The following is an 18,849-nucleotide window of genomic DNA, read 5'->3' on the forward strand; positions in this document are numbered from 1 at the left end:
TGATAGAAAATCCACACTCAGGACAGCACCTGGTCGACCGCCAGCGACAGGCCGTCATGCCACCACGCGGCGAAACTGAAGACGTTGGGCGCCTTGAGAATCGTGAAGTGGTTGCCCGGCCCGTACCACACCGCCAGATCGTTGACCTGCCGCTGCCAGCCTTCGAGCATCGTCGCCTGTTCGCGCTGATTGCCCCACTCGTCCAGCGTCGGATCATCGACCAGCACCAGCCGCACCGGCCCGGTGTAGGCCAGACGCGGTTGATAGACCGTGCGCAGCGCCGTGGCGAAGGTGCGCACCGGACCGTGCATCGCCTCCGGCGCCGCCCGCTGCGACAACACCCCGGCGCGCACCATGCCGTCGTGCAGCAGACGCAATTGCGTGCGGTCATCGGCGTTGGCGAAGGCCTCCGGATCGATGCCCAGCGACTTGCCACAGGACAACTGCAGGGTGTCGATCAGCCGTTGCAGCGCAGCGGTGGCGGTGTAGGGCTTGCCCGCGGTGCCATCGCCGCCCGGTGCCTCGCTGTCGATCAAGGTCAGCGACGCCACTTCACGGCCGGCCGCCTGCAACTGCGCCGCCATCGCATGCGCCACCCAGCCGCCGAACGAATGGCCGATCAGGTGCACCGGCCCTTGCGGGTAGATTTGCTCGATGGCCTGCAGGTAGCACGTCGCCGCCGCCTCCACCGCGCTGTGCGGCACACTGACGCCATCCAGCCCTCGGGGTTGCAGGCCGATGATCGGCCATTCCGGACCGATGGCCTCGGTCAGGTGAATGAACCCAGTGACGCTGTCACCCGCCCCCGGCACGCAGAAAATCGGCGCATGCCCGGCGTGCCCGGTCTGGATCGTCAGCAGCGGTTGATACGGCGCCGCTGTCGGCGCCACCACCGCGTCCAGTGCCTGCGTCAGCGCCTGGCCGAGAGCCTGGATGTGCGGCGCTTTCATCATGGTCCGGTGATCGCCGGGGATGTCGATGCAGCACAGCAAACCGCTGTCGAAGCGCTCTTCCCAGCCACGGGTCGGGCTCGGCATGGACTGCCCGTCCATCAATTCCTGGGCACGGAACAGGTGGATCGTCTGGCTCGCCGGGCTGACCCGGTAATGCGCCAGCGCCAGGCGATGCGCCGCTTCGCGATCGAAGTAATGCCAGGCATCCGCCGCGCTGACCGTCGCCAGTTCCGGGTCGGTCAGTTGTTGTGCCTGGCAACGCTGGAACAGCTCAGGGAAAGCCAGCTGCTCGACTTGAGCTTCCAGCGCCTGCACCGCCACCAGCGCCGCCTCGCCTTCGGCACCGAGCATCAGCGAACGCCCACGGCAATGGCCGAGCAACTGGCGCTTGTCCAGGCCCTCGCCGCTCCACATCACCTTGTCCTGGGCCAGCGGGTTCGGCGCGTAGCTGTCGAGCATGCCGATGAACTCCACCGGCTCGTCGAGGCCGAGCAATTGCTGCGCGACCTCGTGTGCCAGCACCCCGCCGAACGACCAGCCCGCCAGGCGATACGGCCCGTGCGGCTGCACCGCACGGATGATCCCGACCATGCGCTGCGCCATGCACTCGAGCGTGCGCAGTTGCGCTTGCCCAAGGGGCACGCCGGGCAAGCCGTAGATCGGGAATTCGCCGCCGATGTGCCGGGCCAGCGTCGGGAAATACACATCGCGGCCGCTGAACTCGTGCATCAGGAACAACGGCGTACCGTGGCGCCCGGCACGCACCACGACCAGCCCGTCCGGCTGCCCGCCCACCGCGCCCTGACTGAGCAGCGCGGCGGCAGACTCGACGCTCGGATGCTGGAACAGTTCGGCCAACGACAGTGTCAGCCCGGCCCGTTGCATCAGATTGACCAGCCGCACCGCCAGCAACGAATGGCCCCCGAGCTCGAAGAAGTTGTCGTGACGCCCGACCTGCTCGACGCCCAGCACCTCACCCCAGATCCGCGCCAGCGTGGTTTCGATTTCACCTTGCGGCGCCACATAAGGCCGGTTGATCACCGCGTCCGCCCCCGGTTCCGGCAGGGCCTTGCGGTCGATCTTGTCGTTCGGCGTCAGCGGCAACGCGTCGAGTTGCACAAACGCCCCGGGCACCATGTACTCCGGCAAACGCTCCAGCACATGCGCGCGCAAGGTCTCCAGACTTGGCGCGTCGACGCCGGAGCGCACGGTGTACCAGGCCACCAGACGCTCATCACGAACCATCACCACCGCTTCGCGAATCGCCGGACGCTCGATCAGGCACGCCTCGATTTCCCCCGGCTCCAGACGCAAGCCGCGCAGCTTGATCTGGAAGTCATTGCGGCCAAGGAACTCCAGTTCGCCGGCATTGTTGTAGCGCACCAGATCGCCGGTGCGGTACAGCCGATCACCGGGCACAAACGGGCTGTCGATGAAGCGCTCGGCCTGCATCTCGGGCAAGCCGTAATAACCCCGCGCCACGCCGACCCCGCCGATGTGCAACTGACCGCTGACACCTTGTGGCACCGGTTGATCGTAGGCATCGAGCACGTACAAACGGGTGTTGCTCAACGCCTTGCCGATCGGCACCACGTTGTCCGGTACCGGCCTGTTCGGTTCCAGCGTCCAGCCGGTGCTGTCGACCGTGGTTTCGGTCGGGCCGTAGACGTTGTGTAAACGCACCCACGGCAGCCGCGCACGCACCTGCCGCGCCAGCGCGGCGCTGAGTTCGCCGCCACCGTTGAGCACATCAGTCAGGCTGGTGCACTGCTCGACACCGTCCTGTTCGATGAACTGCTGCAGCAGCGCCGGCACGAACTTGACCACCGTCACCTGCTGCTCGCGAATGGTCTGCACCACGTACGCCGAATCACGGTTGCCATCCGGCCGCGCCAGCACCAGCCGCATCCCGGAACACAGCGGCCAGAAGATCTCCCACACCGAACTGTCGAAGCTGAACGGCGCTTTTTGCAGCAGCGCACCGTGCTCGGTGGGTGGGGAAATCTCCGAACCCCAGTGCACCATGTTGCAGGCGCTGCGGTGTTCGATCATCACGCCTTTGGGCAACCCGGTAGAACCCGAGGTGTAGATCATGTAAGCGAGGTTCGAGGCGCTGAGGCCCGGCACCTGCACGTCATGCTCCGGCAAGTGCTGCCAGGTGTTGTGATCAACGTCGATCAATGTCGCTGCAGAGGCATCGAACAACCCGCGAGTGGCCGTTTGCACCAGCACCGCCGTTGGCGCGCTGTCCTTGAGCATGTAGGCCAGACGTTCTGCCGGATAGCTCGGGTCCAGCGGCACATAGGCGCCGCCCGCCTTGAGGATGCCGAGCAAACCGATCACCAGATCCAGACCGCGCTCGACGCAGATCGCTACGCGCGCATCCGGCTGCACACCGAGTTCGCGCAGATGATGGGCCAAGCGGTTGGCGCGCTCGTTGAGTTCGCGATAAGTCAGGCTGCGCTCACCGGCCTGTAGCGCGACGGCGTCCGGTTTGCGCCGTGACTGGGCTTCGAACAGGGCGTGCAGCGGCTGCTCCAGAGGGCAATCGACTTGCGTCGCGTTGCAGTCCACCAGCAAACGCTGACGCTCATCCGCCGCCAGCAACGGTACCTGCGCCAGCACCACCTGATCATCGTTGACCAGCGCCGCCAGCAACTGCTGGAAGTAGCCGACGAAGCGCCGAATAGTCGCCTCGTCGAACAGCGCCGTGGCGTAATTCAGCGCCCCGCGAATGCCGCTCGGGTGCTCACCGAGGGTCAGCGACAGGTCGAATTTGACGAAACGGCTCGGCCCGGCCACGCCTTCGAGGGTCAGATCGCCCAAGGTCAGCGCCGGCCCGTCGTTGTTGTCCCAACTGAGCAGGGTCTGGAACAGCGCGCTGTGGGACAGGCTGCGCAGCGGCTTGCAGATTTCCACCACCTGTTCGAACGGCAAGTCCTGATGCGCCTGCGCTTGCAGGGTTTGCGCCTTGACTCGCGCCAGCAACGCTTCACCACTCGGCTCGTCCGAGGTGTCGATGCGCAGGGCCAGCGTATTGACGAACATGCCGATCAGGCCTTCGATCTCGGCCCGAGTACGGTTGGCCACCGGCGAACCGATCACCACCTCGGACTGCCCGGACAGGCGACTGAGGGTCATCGCCCAGGCGCTCATGATCACCATGTACGGCGTCACCGCGCGACGCTGACACAGTGCCTTGAGCCCGGCACTCATCTGCTCGTCCAGCTGGATGTCAACGCCGGCGCCACGGTGGTCCTGTTGCGTCGGGCGCGGACGGTCGGTGGGCAGGGTCAGCAAGGCCGGCGCGCCGGCCAGCGCCTGCTGCCAGAAATCGCTCTGGCGTTGCAGCACCTCGCCGCTCAGCCAACGGCGTTGCCACACCGCGTAGTCGGTGTATTGCAACGCCAGCGGCGGCAACGGGTCGGGCTGGCCATGGCTGAACGCCTGATACAACGCCGCCAGCTCACGGGTCAGCACGCCCATCGACCAACCGTCGGAGACGATGTGGTGCATCGTCAACAACAGCACATGGTGATCGTCGGCCAGCCGTACCAGACGACCGCGAATCAGCGGATCGTCCTGCAAGTTGAACGGCGCGCTGGCCTCGGCCTCGGCCAACCGACGCAGGGCTTCGTCAGCCTGCGGCAAGCCCCGCAAGTCTTCGACCCGCAGCAGCAGGCCGGTGTCTGCAGGCAGGATCAGCACCTGAGCCGCATCGTCCAGCGGGTGGAACCGGCTGCGCAGGCTTTCGTGGCGCGCAACGATTCGCCCCAACGCCCGTTGCAGTGCGTCTTCATCGAGGCGACCGCGCAAGCGCAGGCCGACCGGGATGTTGTAAGCGCTGTTGCCACCGCCCATTTGCGCCAGGAACCACAGGCGTTGCTGGGCGAACGACAGCGGCAGCACTTGATCACGCGGCGCCGGCAGGATGTCCGGCAGCGTGCTGCGCCCGGCGCGGCCGAGCACCTCGGCCACAGCGGCCAGTTCCGGGTTGGCGAACAGTTCACCCAGCGCCAGCTCGATCCCCAGTTGCTGGCGCACCTGGGACAGCATGCGCATGGCCAGCAGCGAATGCCCACCCAGTTCAAAGAAGTTGTCGTGACGCCCGACCTGGGAAACCTGCAACAACTCGCTCCAGATCTGCGCCAGACTGGCTTCCAGCGCATTGGCCGGTGCCTCGTAAGCGCGGCTGAGCAGCGCCTCCTGAGTCGGTGCCGGCAACGCCTTGCGGTCGATCTTGCCGTTGTTGTTCAGCGGCAAGGCATCGAGTTGCACCCACGCACTCGGCACCATGTACTCCGGCAGCCGCGCCTGCAATTGCGCGTGCAGGTCGGCGCTGTCCAGAGGCTGCTCGTGGACCGTGTAATAGGCCACCAGACGCGTGCTTTCCTGACCGTCGCGGCGCGCCAGCACCACGGCTTCCTTGACCCCGGCACAGTTGAGCAAGCGACTCTCGATTTCCCCCAGTTCGATGCGGAAACCACGGATCTTCACCTGATCGTCATTGCGCCCGATGCAATCGAGTTGCCCCGGCGCCAGCCAGCGCACAAGGTCACCGGTACGGTAGAGCAACGCGCCAGGCCGGTCGCTGAACGGATCGCGCAGGAACTTCTCGGCTGTCAGCTCCGGCCGGTTCAGGTAACCGAGGGCAACACCCTGCCCGCCGATGTACAACTCGCCGGTCACGCCCATCGGCACCGGTTGTTGATGCGCATCGAGCACATACACCTGGGTGTTGGAGATCGGTCCGCCAATCGGCACGCTTTCGGCGTTATCCGCCACTTGGTGCACTTCGAAGGTCGTGGCGTAGGTGGTGGTTTCGGTCGGGCCGTAGCAATGCACGATGCGCAATTGCGGCGCAGCCGCCAGCAGCGTGCGGAACGCCGCCGGATCGCCGCGTTCACCGCCACACAGCAGGATGCGCAAGCCTTTGAGGGCCTGCGGAATCAGTTGCACGTATTGGTTGAACAGTGCCGTGGTGACAAACAGGATTGTCGCCCCACTGGCGCTCAATTCACGGCCGAACGCGTGCGGATCAAGCAGGGTCTGGTGATCGATCACCACCACCCGCCCGCCGTTGAGCAGCGGGCCCCAGATGTCCATGGTGCTGGCGTCGAACGCCGGGTTGGAGGCGAACACCACACGGTCTTGCGCATTGAAATCGGCGTACCCGTTGTTCAGCACCAGCCGGCCGATGGCCCGGTGCGGAACCATCACGCCTTTCGGGGTACCGGTGGAGCCGGAGGTGTACATGATGTACGCCAGCGCTTCCGAGGACTGCAGCAGGTTCGGGTTGTGCGTCGGCTGGGCGCTGAGGTTGAGCCGGTCCAGGTCGATGCGCGGCCCGGCGTAGTCGAGCACTTCGCCGCTGAGGGTCAGCAATGCAGCGGCGTGACAGTCCTCGACCATGAATGCCTGACGCTCGCTCGGGGCATGGATGTCCAGCGGCACATAGGCCGCCGCGCACTTGGCAATCGCCAGTTGCGCGACCAGCAGTTCCAGCGAGCGCGGCAACAGGATCGCCACGTGGTCGCCGGGCTGCACGCCTTGGCCGATCAAGTGATGCGCGAGGCGGTTGGCCTGGGCATTCAGCTCAAAGTAGCTCAGCGAATGTTCGCCGTGCACTGCCGCCACAGCCTTTGGATGCGCCGCTGCCTGCTGCTGAAAAATTCCGTGCACGGTCAGCGCCTGCGGGTAGTCGCGCGCAGTGGCATTAAAGCCGCAGAGCAAGCGCTGACGCTCATCCTCGGCGAGCAAAGGCACCTGCTCCAACACCGCTTGATCATCGCTGACCATCGCCGCCAGCAGGCGCTGCAAGTAGCCGACATAACGCTGGACGGTCGACTGATCGAACAACGCCGTGGCGTACTCCAGCGAACCGCGAATCACGCCGTTGACCTCGCCCAGGGTCAGGGTCAGATCGAACTTGGCAACCTGTGCCGGCGCGGCCACGCCTTCGAGGGTCAAATCGTCGAGTGCGAGGTTCGGCCCGACGTTGCTGTCCCAGCTCAGGGTGGTCTGGAACAACGGACTGTGCGCCAGACTGCGCACCGGCCGGGCGATTTCCACCACCTGCTCGAACGGCAGATCCTGATGCGTCTGAGCCTCCAGCGTGCGCGCCTTGACCCGCGCCAGCAGCGCGGCCGCGTTCGGCGCGCCCGAGGTGTCGATGCGCAAGGCCAGCGTATTGACGAACATGCCGATCAGGCCTTCGATTTCAGCGCGGGTGCGGTTGGCCACCGGTGAGCCGATGACCACATCGGTCTGTCCGGACAGCCGACTGAGCAGCAGCGACCAGGCACTCATCACGGTCATGAACAGGGTCACGCCGTGACGCTGACTCAAGGCTTTGAGCCCGGCACTCAGGCGCTCGTCCAGGCGCACCTCGACTGTGCTGCCGGCAAAATCCTGCTGCGCCGGACGCGGACGGTCGGTGGGCAGGGTCAGCAAGGCGGGCGCGCCGTCGAGGGTCTGCTGCCAGTACTCGCTCTGGCGCTGCAGCACCTCGCCGCTGAGCCAGCGCCGCTGCCACACGGCGTAGTCGCCATATTGCAGCGCCAGCGGCGGCAACGGATCGGGCTGGCCGTGGCTGAAGGCCTGATACAGCGCCATCAGTTCACGGGTCAGTACCCCCATCGACCAGCCGTCGGCGACGATGTGATGCACGGTCAGCAACAGCACATGGTGCGTGTCGGCCAGACGCAGCAGTCGCCCGCGAATCAGCGGATCGTGCTGCAGATCGAAGACAGTCGTGGCTTCCTGCGCCAGCAGCGCCTGCACGCTGGCTTCGGCCTGTGGATCCTGGCACAGGTCTTCCACCTGCAACAGCAGACCGCTATCGACGGGGGCAATCGTGACCTGCGCCTGATCGTCGATGCTGAGAAAACGGCTGCGCAGGGTTTCGTGCCGCGCGACGATATGAGCCAATGCGCGTTGCAGCGCTTCGCTATCGAGGCGCCCGCGCAGGCGCAGCCCCATCGGAATGTTGTACGCCGAGTTGCCGCCGGCCATTTGCGCGAGGAACCACAGACGTTGCTGGGCAAAGGACAGCGGCAGCGCTTGATCACGCGCCGCCGGTACGATTTCCGGCAAGGTGCTGCGCCCCGCACGGTTCAGCACTGCGGCCACCGCGCCGAGATGCGGATCGGCAAACAGCTCGCTCAGGGGCAGTTCGACGCCCAGACGCTGGCGCACCTGCGACAGCATGCGCATCGCCAGCAACGAATGACCGCCGAGTTCGAAGAAGTTGTCATGGCGTCCGATCTGCTCGACCTGCAGGGTCTCGGCCCAGATCTGCGCCAGCGCGATTTCCAGTTCGCCCTGTGGCGCAACGTATTCGCGGCTGAACAACGCCGCAGCATCCGGTTCGGGCAAGGCTTTGCGATCAACCTTGCCGTTGTTGTTCAGCGGCAAGGCATCGAGTTGCACCCAGGCACTCGGCACCATGTATTCCGGCAACTGCGTCTGCACATGTTCACGCAGATCGGCGAGTTCGACCACGCCGTCGTGCGCGGTGTAGTAGGCCGCCAGCCGCAGCGGCTCCTGACCATCGCGACGGGCGAGTACCACGGCTTCCTTGATCCCCGGGTAGCCCAGCAGGCGATTTTCGATCTCGCCGAGTTCGATGCGGAACCCCCGGATCTTCACCTGATCGTCATTGCGCCCGATGCAGTCGAGTTGCCCCGGCGCCAGCCAGCGCACAAGGTCACCGGTACGGTAGAGCAACGCGCCAGGCCGGTCGCTGAATGGATCGCGCAGGAACTTCTCGGCCGTCAGCTCCGGCCGGTTCAGGTAACCGAGGGCCACACCCTGCCCGCCGATGTACAACTCGCCGGTCACGCCCATCGGCACCGGTTGTTGATGCGCATCGAGCACATACACCTGGGTGTTGGAGATCGGTCCGCCAATCGGCACGCTTTCGGCGTTATCCGCCACTTCGTGCACTTCAAACGTCGTGGCGTACGTGGTGGTTTCGGTCGGGCCGTAGCAATGCACGATGCGCAATTGCGGGGCGACTGCCAGCAACGTGCGGAACGCCGCCGGATCGCCGCGTTCACCGCCACACAGCAGGATGCGCAAGCCCTTGAGCGCCTGCGGAATCAGTTGCACGTACTGGTTGAACAGTGCCGTGGTGACAAACAGGATTGTCGCCCCACTGGCGCTCAATTCGCGGCCGAACGCGTGTGGATCGAGCAAGGTCTGGTGATCGATCACCACCACCCGCCCGCCGTTGAGCAGCGGGCCCCAGATGTCCATGGTGCTGGCGTCGAACGCCGGGTTGGAGGCGAACACCACGCGGTCTTGCGCATTGAAATCGGCGTAACCGTTGTTCAGCACCAGCCGGCCGATGCCACGGTGCGGGATCATCACGCCCTTCGGCGTGCCGGTAGAGCCGGAGGTGTACATGATGTACGCCAGCGCTTCCGCGGACTGTGCCAGGTTCGGGTTGTGCGTCGGCTGGCCGTTCAGCGCCAGGGCATCCAGATCGATGCGTCGCACCGGATAGTCGATGTTTTCTCCACGCAGGGTCAGTAACGCCACGGCGCGGCAGTCCTCGACCATGAACGCCTGGCGCTCGCTTGGCGCGTTGATGTCCAGCGGCACATAGGCCGCCGCGCACTTGGCAATCGCCAGTTGCGCGACCAGCAGTTCCAGCGAGCGCGGCAACAGGATCGCTACGTGGTCGGCCGGCTGCACGCCTTGAGCGATCAGGTAGTGGGCCAACCGGTTGGCCCGATCATTCAATTCGCCATAACTCGCCGTGTGCTCGCCATGTGCCACAGCGATGGCCTGCGGATCTGCCGACGCTTGCCTTTCGAACAACGCCTGCACGGTCAACGCACGCGGGTATTCACGCTCGGTGGCATTGAACTCGACCAGCAATTGCTGGCGTTCGTCCTGCGCCAGGATCGACACCTGATCAATGCTCAGCTGCGGTGTCTGCTCCAGCGCCTGCAGCAGGTTGCTCACGGCCAGTTGCAGATACTCGCAGATGCGTCCGGCATCCATACCGGAGGCCGCCAGTGCGGTGAAACCAAACCCCTCGCCCAGATCATCGACACTCACGCTCAGCAGGTAGTTGGTGTGCTCCTGGGTATTGAGCAACTGCATGCCTTGCCATGCGCTCGCGGCCTCCCTGGAGGACGCGCCGGCAGTGGCGCTGTGGCGATAGTTGAACAGCGTGCTGAACAATGGCGTACCGGCGGGCATGGCACTGCAACGCTGGGCCAGCGCCAATTGCGCATGCTCGTGTTGCAGCAACCCGTTCAATTGTTGGTGAGTGGCGAGGGCAGCATCCTTCACCGAGCGTTGTCCCAGATCGACGCGCAGCGGCAAGGTGTTGATGAACACCCCCAGCGCCCGCTCGGCGCCCTCGCCCGCCTGCAACCGCCCCAGCAACACGGTGCCGAACACGACGGCGTCCTGGCCGCAGAGTTTCCCCAGCACCTGCGCCCAGGCCAAATGCATCAGGCTCGCGGCGCTGATCCCCAGACGCCGGGCCTTGGCCCGGACGCGCTGACTCAGATCAAGGTCGAGCAAACACCGTGCTTCTTCGGCGTGGCCCTCAGCAATGCCGTGCTGGCCATACGGCACACTCGGCTCGCCGACATCACTGAGCATGTCGCGGAAGAAGCTTTCGTGCTGCTGCTCAGTCAGCCCCGACAGGGTGTGCGCCACGTAGTTGCGATACGGCACCGGCGCGGCCAGACGTTGCGGCTGGCCGATCAGGAAGGCCTGCATTTCATGTTGCAGCACCTCCAGCGCCACGTGGTCCATCACCAGGTGATGGAACAGCAGCAATGCCACCACGCGCTGATAGTCAGCGTCCCACGCGTGCACCACACGCATCAGCGGCGCCTGATTGACCGCCATGCGGTACTGACCGGCGTCGAACCGAGCGCGCAATTGCTCCAGTACATCGCCGTGCGCCGGGTCCAGCGCAAGGCTTTCGCAGGCCAGCGGCGCCTCGCGCCAGACCACTTGCACCGGGTCTTGCAGCCCGTCCCAGAACAGCGAGGTGCGCAGGATGTCATGGCGCTGGATCACGCTTTGCAGGGCTTGGGTGAAGCTGTTCAGACGCTGTTCATCAGCAAACGCAAACTGCGCCTGCAACACGTACGGATCGCCCTGCACGGCAGACAGGTGATGAAAGAGGATGCCGGTCTGCAGCGGCGCCAGCGGGTAGATGTCCTGCACATTGGCGACGCCGCCGGGAATGCTCGCGACGATGCGGTCGATGCTCGGCTGGTCGAGCGCCACCAATGGCAGCAACTCGGGGGTGATGCGTGTGCAATCCGCCGGGATGAGGTTGGCCGCGACTTCGGCCTCGGGCTCACCGCCGACGGCAGCAGCCAGGGCGGCCAGCGTCGGCTGGTTGAACAGCACACGAATGTCGGCGCTGAGGCCGACACGGCGCATCCGCGCCACCAGGTTCACCGCCAGCAGCGAGTGCCCACCCAGTTCGAAGAAATGATCGTGGCGCCCTACCCGTTCGACGTTGAGCAGGTCGGCCCAGAGTTTCGCCAGGGCAATTTCCACTTCACCGAGCGGCGCTTCGTATTCACGGGTGGTCAGCGCTGCCAGATCCGGTGCCGGCAAGGCCTTGCGGTCGAGTTTGCCGTTGGGGCTCAGCGGCAACGTGTCGAGGTGCATGAACACGGCGGGCACCATGTAGTCCGGCAGATGCTCCAGCAGATGACTGCGCAGCGCATCGGTTTCCAGCGATTCTCCGGTGTAATACGCCACCAGACGCTTGTCCCCCGGCACATCTTCGCGGGCCAGTACGGCGGCTTCCTGCACCCCGTCGATCTGGGTCAGGCGCGCCTGGATTTCACCGAGTTCGATGCGCAGGCCACGGATCTTCACTTGATCGTCGTTGCGGCCGAGGTATTCGATATTGCCGTCCGGCAGATAGCGGGCGACGTCGCCAGTGCGGTACATCCGCGCGTTCGGTTGTTCGCTGAACGGATCGTCAAGGAAGCGTTCGGCGTTCAGCTCCGGACGGTTCAGATAACCACGGGCCACTTGCACGCCGCCGATGTACAACTCGCCGACCACGCCGTGCGGCACCGGTTGCTGCTGCGCATCGAGGATGTACAGGCGGGTGTTGGCGATCGGTTTGCCGATAGGCGTGTTGTCCGGGGTCAACTCCAGAGGCCCGGCGCAATTCCAGGCGGTGACGTCCACCGCCGCTTCGGTCGGGCCGTAGAGGTTGTGCAGTGCGCTGCCCGGCAATTGCTGTTTGAAGCGCCGCACCACGCTGCCCGGCAAGGCCTCGCCGCTGCACATCACCTGACGCAGGCCGCCGCAGCGTGCGGTGTCGGCGTGGGCAAGGAATACGTCGAGCATCGACGGCACAAAGTGCAGCGTGGTGATGTGCTCGCGCTCGATGATTTCGCTGAGATACAGCGGATCCTTGTGCCCCTCGGGCCGGGCCATGACCAATCGGGCGCCGGTCATCAGTGGCCAGAAGAATTCCCACACCGAGACGTCGAAGCTGAACGGGGTTTTCTGCAACACCGTGTCGGCTGCCGTCAGCTGATACGCGTCCTGCATCCACAGCAGGCGGTTGACCACCCCGCTGTGTTCGTTGATCACGCCTTTCGGTTGCCCGGTCGATCCGGAGGTGTAGATCACGTAAGCGGTGTGTTGCGGGGTCAGTTCAGCGACCGCAAGATTATCCGTCGGCAGCGACTGCCAGTGCGGCTGATCCAGATCGATCAACGGCACCGCCACTTCACCGAGCAAGGCGCGAGTCGAACCCTGCACCAGCACCGCCAGCGGCGCGCTGTCTTGCAGCATGTAGGCCAGACGCTCCAGCGGATACGCCGGGTCCAGCGGCACATAACCGCCGCCGGCCTTGAGGATCGCCAGCAGCCCGACCACCATGTCCAGACCACGCTCGACGCAGATCCCGACCCGCGAATCCGGCTGCACACCCAATCCACGCAAGTGATGCGCCAGTTGATTGGCCCGGGCATTGAGCTCGGCATAGGTCAGCGCCCGCTCACCGGCGACCACCGCCGGTGCCTGCGGCGAGCGCTGCACCTGCGCCTCGAACAGCCCATGAATCGTCTGCTGAAGATCGTAATCGACGGCGGTGGCATTGAATTCGACCAGCAACCGCTGCTGCTCTTCCTGCGCCAATAGCGGCGCATGTTCCAGCACTGCCTGATCGTTGGCGACCATCGCCTGCAACAGGCGCTGGAAGTAGCCGACAAAGCGCTCGACCGTGGTCTCGTCGAACAGCGCCGTGGCGTATTCCAGCGAGCCGCGGATCACGCCGTTGGACTCGCTCAGGTTCAGCGACAGGTCGAACTTGGCAAAGTGGCTCGGCTCGGCCAGGCCTTCCAGCGTCAGCTCGCCGAGGACCAGCGTCGGGCTTTCGAGACCGTCCCAGCTCAGCAGGGTCTGGAACAACGGGCTGTGCGCCAGGCTGCGTACCGGTCGGGTGACTTCCACCACCTGCTCGAACGGCAGGTCCTGATGCGCCTGCGCTTGCAGGGTCTGCGCCTTGACCCGGGCGAGCAGCGCTTCGACGCTGAGCGCGCCCGCCGTATCGATGCGCAAGGCCAGGGTGTTGACGAACATGCCGATCAGGCCTTCGATCTCGGCGCGAGTGCGATTGGCCACCGGCGAACCGATCACCACTTCCGCCTGCCCGGACAAGCGACTGAGGAGCATCGCCCAGGCACTCATCAGCGTCATGTACAGGGTCACGCCGTGCCGCTGGCCCAAGGCTTTGAGCCCGGCACTCAGGCGTTCGTCGAGCACCACAGCAACGCTGCTGCCGGCATAGTCCTGCTGCGCCGGACGCGGGCGGTCGGTGGGCAACATCAACAGCGCCGGCGCCCCCGCGAGTGTCTGCTGCCAGTATTCGCTCTGGCGTTGCAGCACTTCGCCGCTGAGCCAGCGCCGCTGCCACACCGCGTAGTCGGTGTATTGCAGCGCCAGTGGCGGCAGCGGATCGGGCTGGCCATGGCTGAACGCCTGATACAGCGCCATCAGTTCGCGGGTCAGCACGCCCATCGACCAGCCGTCGGAGATGATGTGGTGCAGGGTCAGCAACAGCACGTGGTGATCGTCGGCCAGACGCACCAGGCGTCCGCGAATCAATGGATCGTCCTGCAAGTCGAACGGCGCCGAGGCTTCGCCCTGAATCAGTGCTTGCAGGGTTTCTTCGGGTTGCGGGTGCTGGCGCAGGTCTTCGACGCGCAGCAGCAGGCCGGTGTCCACCGGGGCAATCAGCACCTGGGCTGCGTCGTTGAATTGGGCGAAGCGGCTGCGCAGGGTTTCGTGGCGGGCGACGATGCGCGCCAGTGCCTGTTGCAGCGCCTGATCATCGAGACGGCCGCGCAGGCGCAGGGCCACGGGAATGTTATAGGCGGTGTTGGCACCCTCCATCTGCGCGAGGAACCACAGCCGTTGCTGGGCGAATGACAGCGGCAAGGCACCCTCACGTGGCACCGGCACGATCTGCGGTTGCGCACAGCGTCCGGCTTCGCTCAGGACTAAAGCGACCGCCGCCAGTTCGGCGTTGGCAAACAGATCCCCCAGCGCCAGCTCGACGCCCAGCCGTTGCCGCACCTGCGAGACCATGCGCATCGCCAGCAGCGAGTGACCGCCGAGTTCGAAAAAGTGATCCTGACGCCCCACCCGCTCAACCTGCAGCACATCGGCCCAGATCTGCGCCAGCGCGGTTTCCACCTCGCCTTCGGGCGCCATGTATTCGCGGGTGAACAGCGCCGCCAGATCCGGCGCCGGCAGAGCCTTGCGGTCGACCTTGCCATTGGCGGTCAGCGGCAGCGCGGCGAGTTTGACGAACGCTGTCGGCACCATGTATTCCGGCAAGCGGCTGAGCAATTGCGCGCGCAACTCGCCCACCGGCAGCGCCTCGACCTGCGCCTGTTCGGTGAAATAGGCCACCAGTCGCACCTGCCCGGGTTGGTCTTCGCGGGCCAGCAGCACCGCCTCCTGAATCCCCGGCAACTGGTTGAGGCAGGTTTCGATTTCCCCCAGCTCGATGCGCACGCCACGGATTTTCACCTGATCGTCATTGCGCCCCAGGTACTCGATGTTGCCGTCCTCACGCCAGCGCGCGAGGTCGCCGGTGCGATACATCCGTGCGTCGGGTGCGCTGCTGAACGGGTCACGCAGGAAGCGTTCGGCGGTCATCTCCGGGCGATTGAGGTAGCCACGGGCGACCCCGGCACCACCGACGTACAACTCGCCGGCCACGCCAATCGGCACCGGGCGTTGCTGTTCGTCGAGCAGGTACACCATGGCGTTGCTCACCGGCTGACCGATGTGCAGCGCATCACCGCTTTCCACCAACCCAGAGGTGGCGACCACCGTCGCTTCGGTCGGGCCGTAGTTGTTGATCACGTCAAAATGCTGGTTGCGGTTGAACTGGCGCAAGCGGTCGCCGCCGATCAGCAGCGTGCGCAGGGTCGGGTGTTCGAGGTTCTGGCTGAAGGCGTATTCGGCAACCGGGGTCGGCAGGAAACTCACGTCCAGCGGCTGCGCGCGCCACCATTCGAGCAGCGCATCGATGTCTTCACCGCCCTCGTGGGTCGGTGCCAGATGCAGGGTCGCGCCGGCGCACAACGCCGGCCAGACCTCCCAGGCCATGGCATCGAAACCGAACCCGGCCAGGCTTGAGGTGTGCCGACCGGCGCACAGGTCGAACGCCGTGCAGTGCCAATCCACCAGGTTGCTCAAGGTGTGATGCTCGACCATCACGCCCTTGGGCAGGCCGGTGGAACCGGAGGTGTAGATCACGTAGGCCAGGTGTGCGCTGCTCAGACCCTGTACTTGCGGGTCATGGGTAACGCCCGGCGGCCAGGTGCAGCGGTCGAGTTCGATAATCGGTACCGCGAGGTCCGGCAAGCGCTCGCGCAGAGAGCTTTGGGTCAGGACCGCCACCGGTGCGCTGTCACCGAGCAGGTAGTGCAAACGCTCGGCCGGGTGCGCCGGGTCAATCGGCACATAACCGGCGCCGGCCTTGAGGATCGCCACCAGTCCCACCAGCGTATCCAGCCCACGGCGGGCGAGGATGGCGACGCGGTCGTCAGGTTTCACTCCCCGTTCGATCAGGTGATGCGCGAGGGCGTTGGCCTGACGGTTGAGTTCGGCGTAGGTCAACGGCGTGTCGGCAAACACCGCCGCCACGGCCTCAGGCCGCTCGGCCACCTGCGCTTCAAAACGCTGGTGAATGGTCAGGGTGTTGGCGAATTCAACCTGCGTCGCATTGAAGCCGACCAGCACCTGCTCAAGCTCTGCCGGCGGCAGGATCGGCAGTTGATTGACCGGCGTCTGCGGCGCCTGCTCCAGGGCGAGGAGAAGATTCTGCAGGGCGCAGTGCATGTAATCACAGATGCGCTGCGGATCGGTTTGCGTGCTCGCCAGCAAGGTCAGGCTGAACGCGTCACCGAGGTCATCGACGCTCAGGGTCAGCGGATAGTTGCTGCGTTCTTCGGAGTGCAGCGTGGCGATACCGTCCCACGCCGCGAGGGTTTGCGCGCTGGCCGTGGCGACGCTGTGGCTGTGGCGATAATTGAGCAGCGTGCTGAACAACGGCGTCGGCGCCACCACGTGACTGCAACGCTGGGCCAGGGCCAGCGGCGCGTGTTCGTGGCGCATCAGGGTGGTCAGCCGTGCGTGGGTGGCGTTGACCGCCGCGCGCACGTGCTGGTTGTCGATATCCACCCGCAGCGGCAAGGTGTTGATGAAAATCCCCAGCGCCCGATCGATCGCCTCGGCGCCCTGCATGCGCCCCATCAGTACGGTGCCGAACACCACCTGCTGTTTGCCGGTGAGGGCTGCCAGCACCTGCGCCCAGCCGAGGTGAAACAGGCTCGCGACACTGACGCCGAGCGTCCGCGCCTGCGCCCGCAAACGCTGGCCCAGCAGCGCTTCGACCGGCACGCTCAGCTCGACGATGTGGCTGCCGTCACCCTGCACGTCCTGCAGACCGTAGGGCAGCGTCGGCTCGTCGATGGCGCCGAGCATGTCGCGGAAAAACGCTTCGTGCTCGGCTTCGCTGACACCCAGACGCGCCTGGGCCACGTAGTTGCGAAACGGCACCGGGCGCCCGAGTAATTCACTCTGCCCGGTCAGGCAGGCACGCATTTCATGGCGCACCACGTCGAGGGCCGAGTGGTCGAGGGCCATGTGATGGAACAACAGCGTGGCGACCACCCGTTGCCCGGCTTCATCCCAGGCGTGAGCCAGGCGCATCAGCGGCGCGCGGGTGACGTCGAGGCGGAAGTGCCGGGCGTCGAAGCGCTCGTGCATATACGCCAGAACATCGCTGGCGGCGTCTGGCAGCGTCACCTCTTCCACCGGCAGTTCGGCCCGACGCCAGACCACCTGCACCGGTGCGTCCAGCCCTTGCCAGAACACCGCGGTGCGCAGGATGTCATGCCGATCGATCACGGTTTGCAGCGCTTGGGCGAACGCCTGAAATCGCTCGCGGCTGGCAAAAGCGAAGTGCGACTGCATGACATACGGATCGCCCTCACCGCCACTGGCGTGGTGATAGAGGATGCCTTCCTGCAGCGGCGCCAACGGGTAAATGTCCTGCACATTGGCCGCGCCGCCGGGCACTTGCTCGACGAGATGGTCAATGGTTGCCTGGTCGAGTTCGACCAGGGTCAGCATCGCCGGGGTGATGCGCGTCGTCCCGGGGACGATGCCGTTGGCCGGCACCTCGACCTGCCCGTGCCGGGTGGCCGAGTATTGCCCGGCCTTGATCAGTTCGATCAGCGCCGGTTTGTGTTCGCGCAACAGCGCCAGCAAGGCCGGGTCGTTCAACGCCTGCTTGTTGCCGTTGACGCGCAATTGGTCGTCCGCGACCGCCAGCTGGATATCTTTAGCCTTCAATGTGGCCAACAGTTCGATCACGTTCACAGGACGATCTCCATTCGTTCGGTAATTGCGGCGTAGCCGGCCAGGGTCGGATGTTCGAACAACGACCTGACATCGGCTTCCATGCCTTCCTGACGCAAGCGGCCGATCAGACTGACCGCCAGCAATGAGTGACCACCCAGTTCAAAGAAATGATCGTGGCGCCCTACCCGCTCGACATTCAGCAGCTCTGCCCACAGCCGTGCGAGGAGGATCTCGACGTCGCCGACCGGGGCTTCGTACTCGCGCGTGGTCAGCGTTGCCTGATCCGGTGCCGGCAGCGCCTTGCGGTCGAGTTTGCCGTTGGGGCTCAGCGGCAACGTATCGAGGTGCATAAACACGGCGGGCACCATGTAGTCCGGCAGATGCTCCAGCAGATGACTGCGCAGAACGTCGACTTCGAGTCGCACACCGGTGTAGTACGCCACCAGACGCTTGTCCCCCGGCACGTCTTCGCGGGCCAGCACGGCGGCCTCCTGCACCCCGTCGATCTGGGTCAGGCGCGCCTGGATTTCACCGAGTTCGATGCGCAGGCCACGGATTTTCACCTGATCGTCGTTGCGGCCGAGGTATTCGATATTGCCGTCCGGCAGATAGCGGGCGACATCGCCGGTGCGGTACATCCGTGCGTTCGGTTGTTCGCTGAACGGATCGTCAAGGAAGCGTTCGGCGTTCAGCTCCGGACGGTTCAGATAACCACGGGCCACTTGCACGCCGCCGATGTACAACTCGCCGACTACGCCGTGCGGCACCGGTTGCTGCTGCGCATCGAGGATGTACAGGCGGGTGTTGGCGATCGGTTTGCCGATAGGCGTGTTGTCCGGGGTTTGTGCAAGCGGGCCGGCGCAATTCCAGGCGGTGACGTCCACCGCCGCTTCGGTCGGGCCGTAGAGGTTGTGCAGTGCGCTGCCCGGCAATTGCTGTTTGAAGCGCCGCACCACGCTGCCCGGCAAGGCCTCGCCGCTGCACATCACCTGACGCAGGC

Annotated in this window: 2 protein-coding genes; both read right to left on the minus strand. The window is 65.3% G+C overall.

Translation table 11 applies throughout. The features are described from left to right. Positions 1-17: 17 nt before the first annotated feature. Entirely contained in the window at positions 18-17,867 is a 17,850-nt protein-coding gene (locus HBN98_RS27575) for a non-ribosomal peptide synthase/polyketide synthase (RefSeq protein ID WP_083369341.1), read from the minus strand. Continuing rightward, the coding region (locus tag HBN98_RS27580) for an AMP-binding protein (RefSeq protein WP_169844087.1) at positions 17,864-18,849 on the minus strand (986 nt) is incomplete at its 5' end. The genes HBN98_RS27575 and HBN98_RS27580, both read right to left, overlap by 4 nt.

The organism is Pseudomonas koreensis, from assembly GCF_012986595.1.
In the GTDB taxonomy this organism is placed as follows: Bacteria; Pseudomonadota; Gammaproteobacteria; order Pseudomonadales; family Pseudomonadaceae; genus Aquipseudomonas; species Aquipseudomonas koreensis.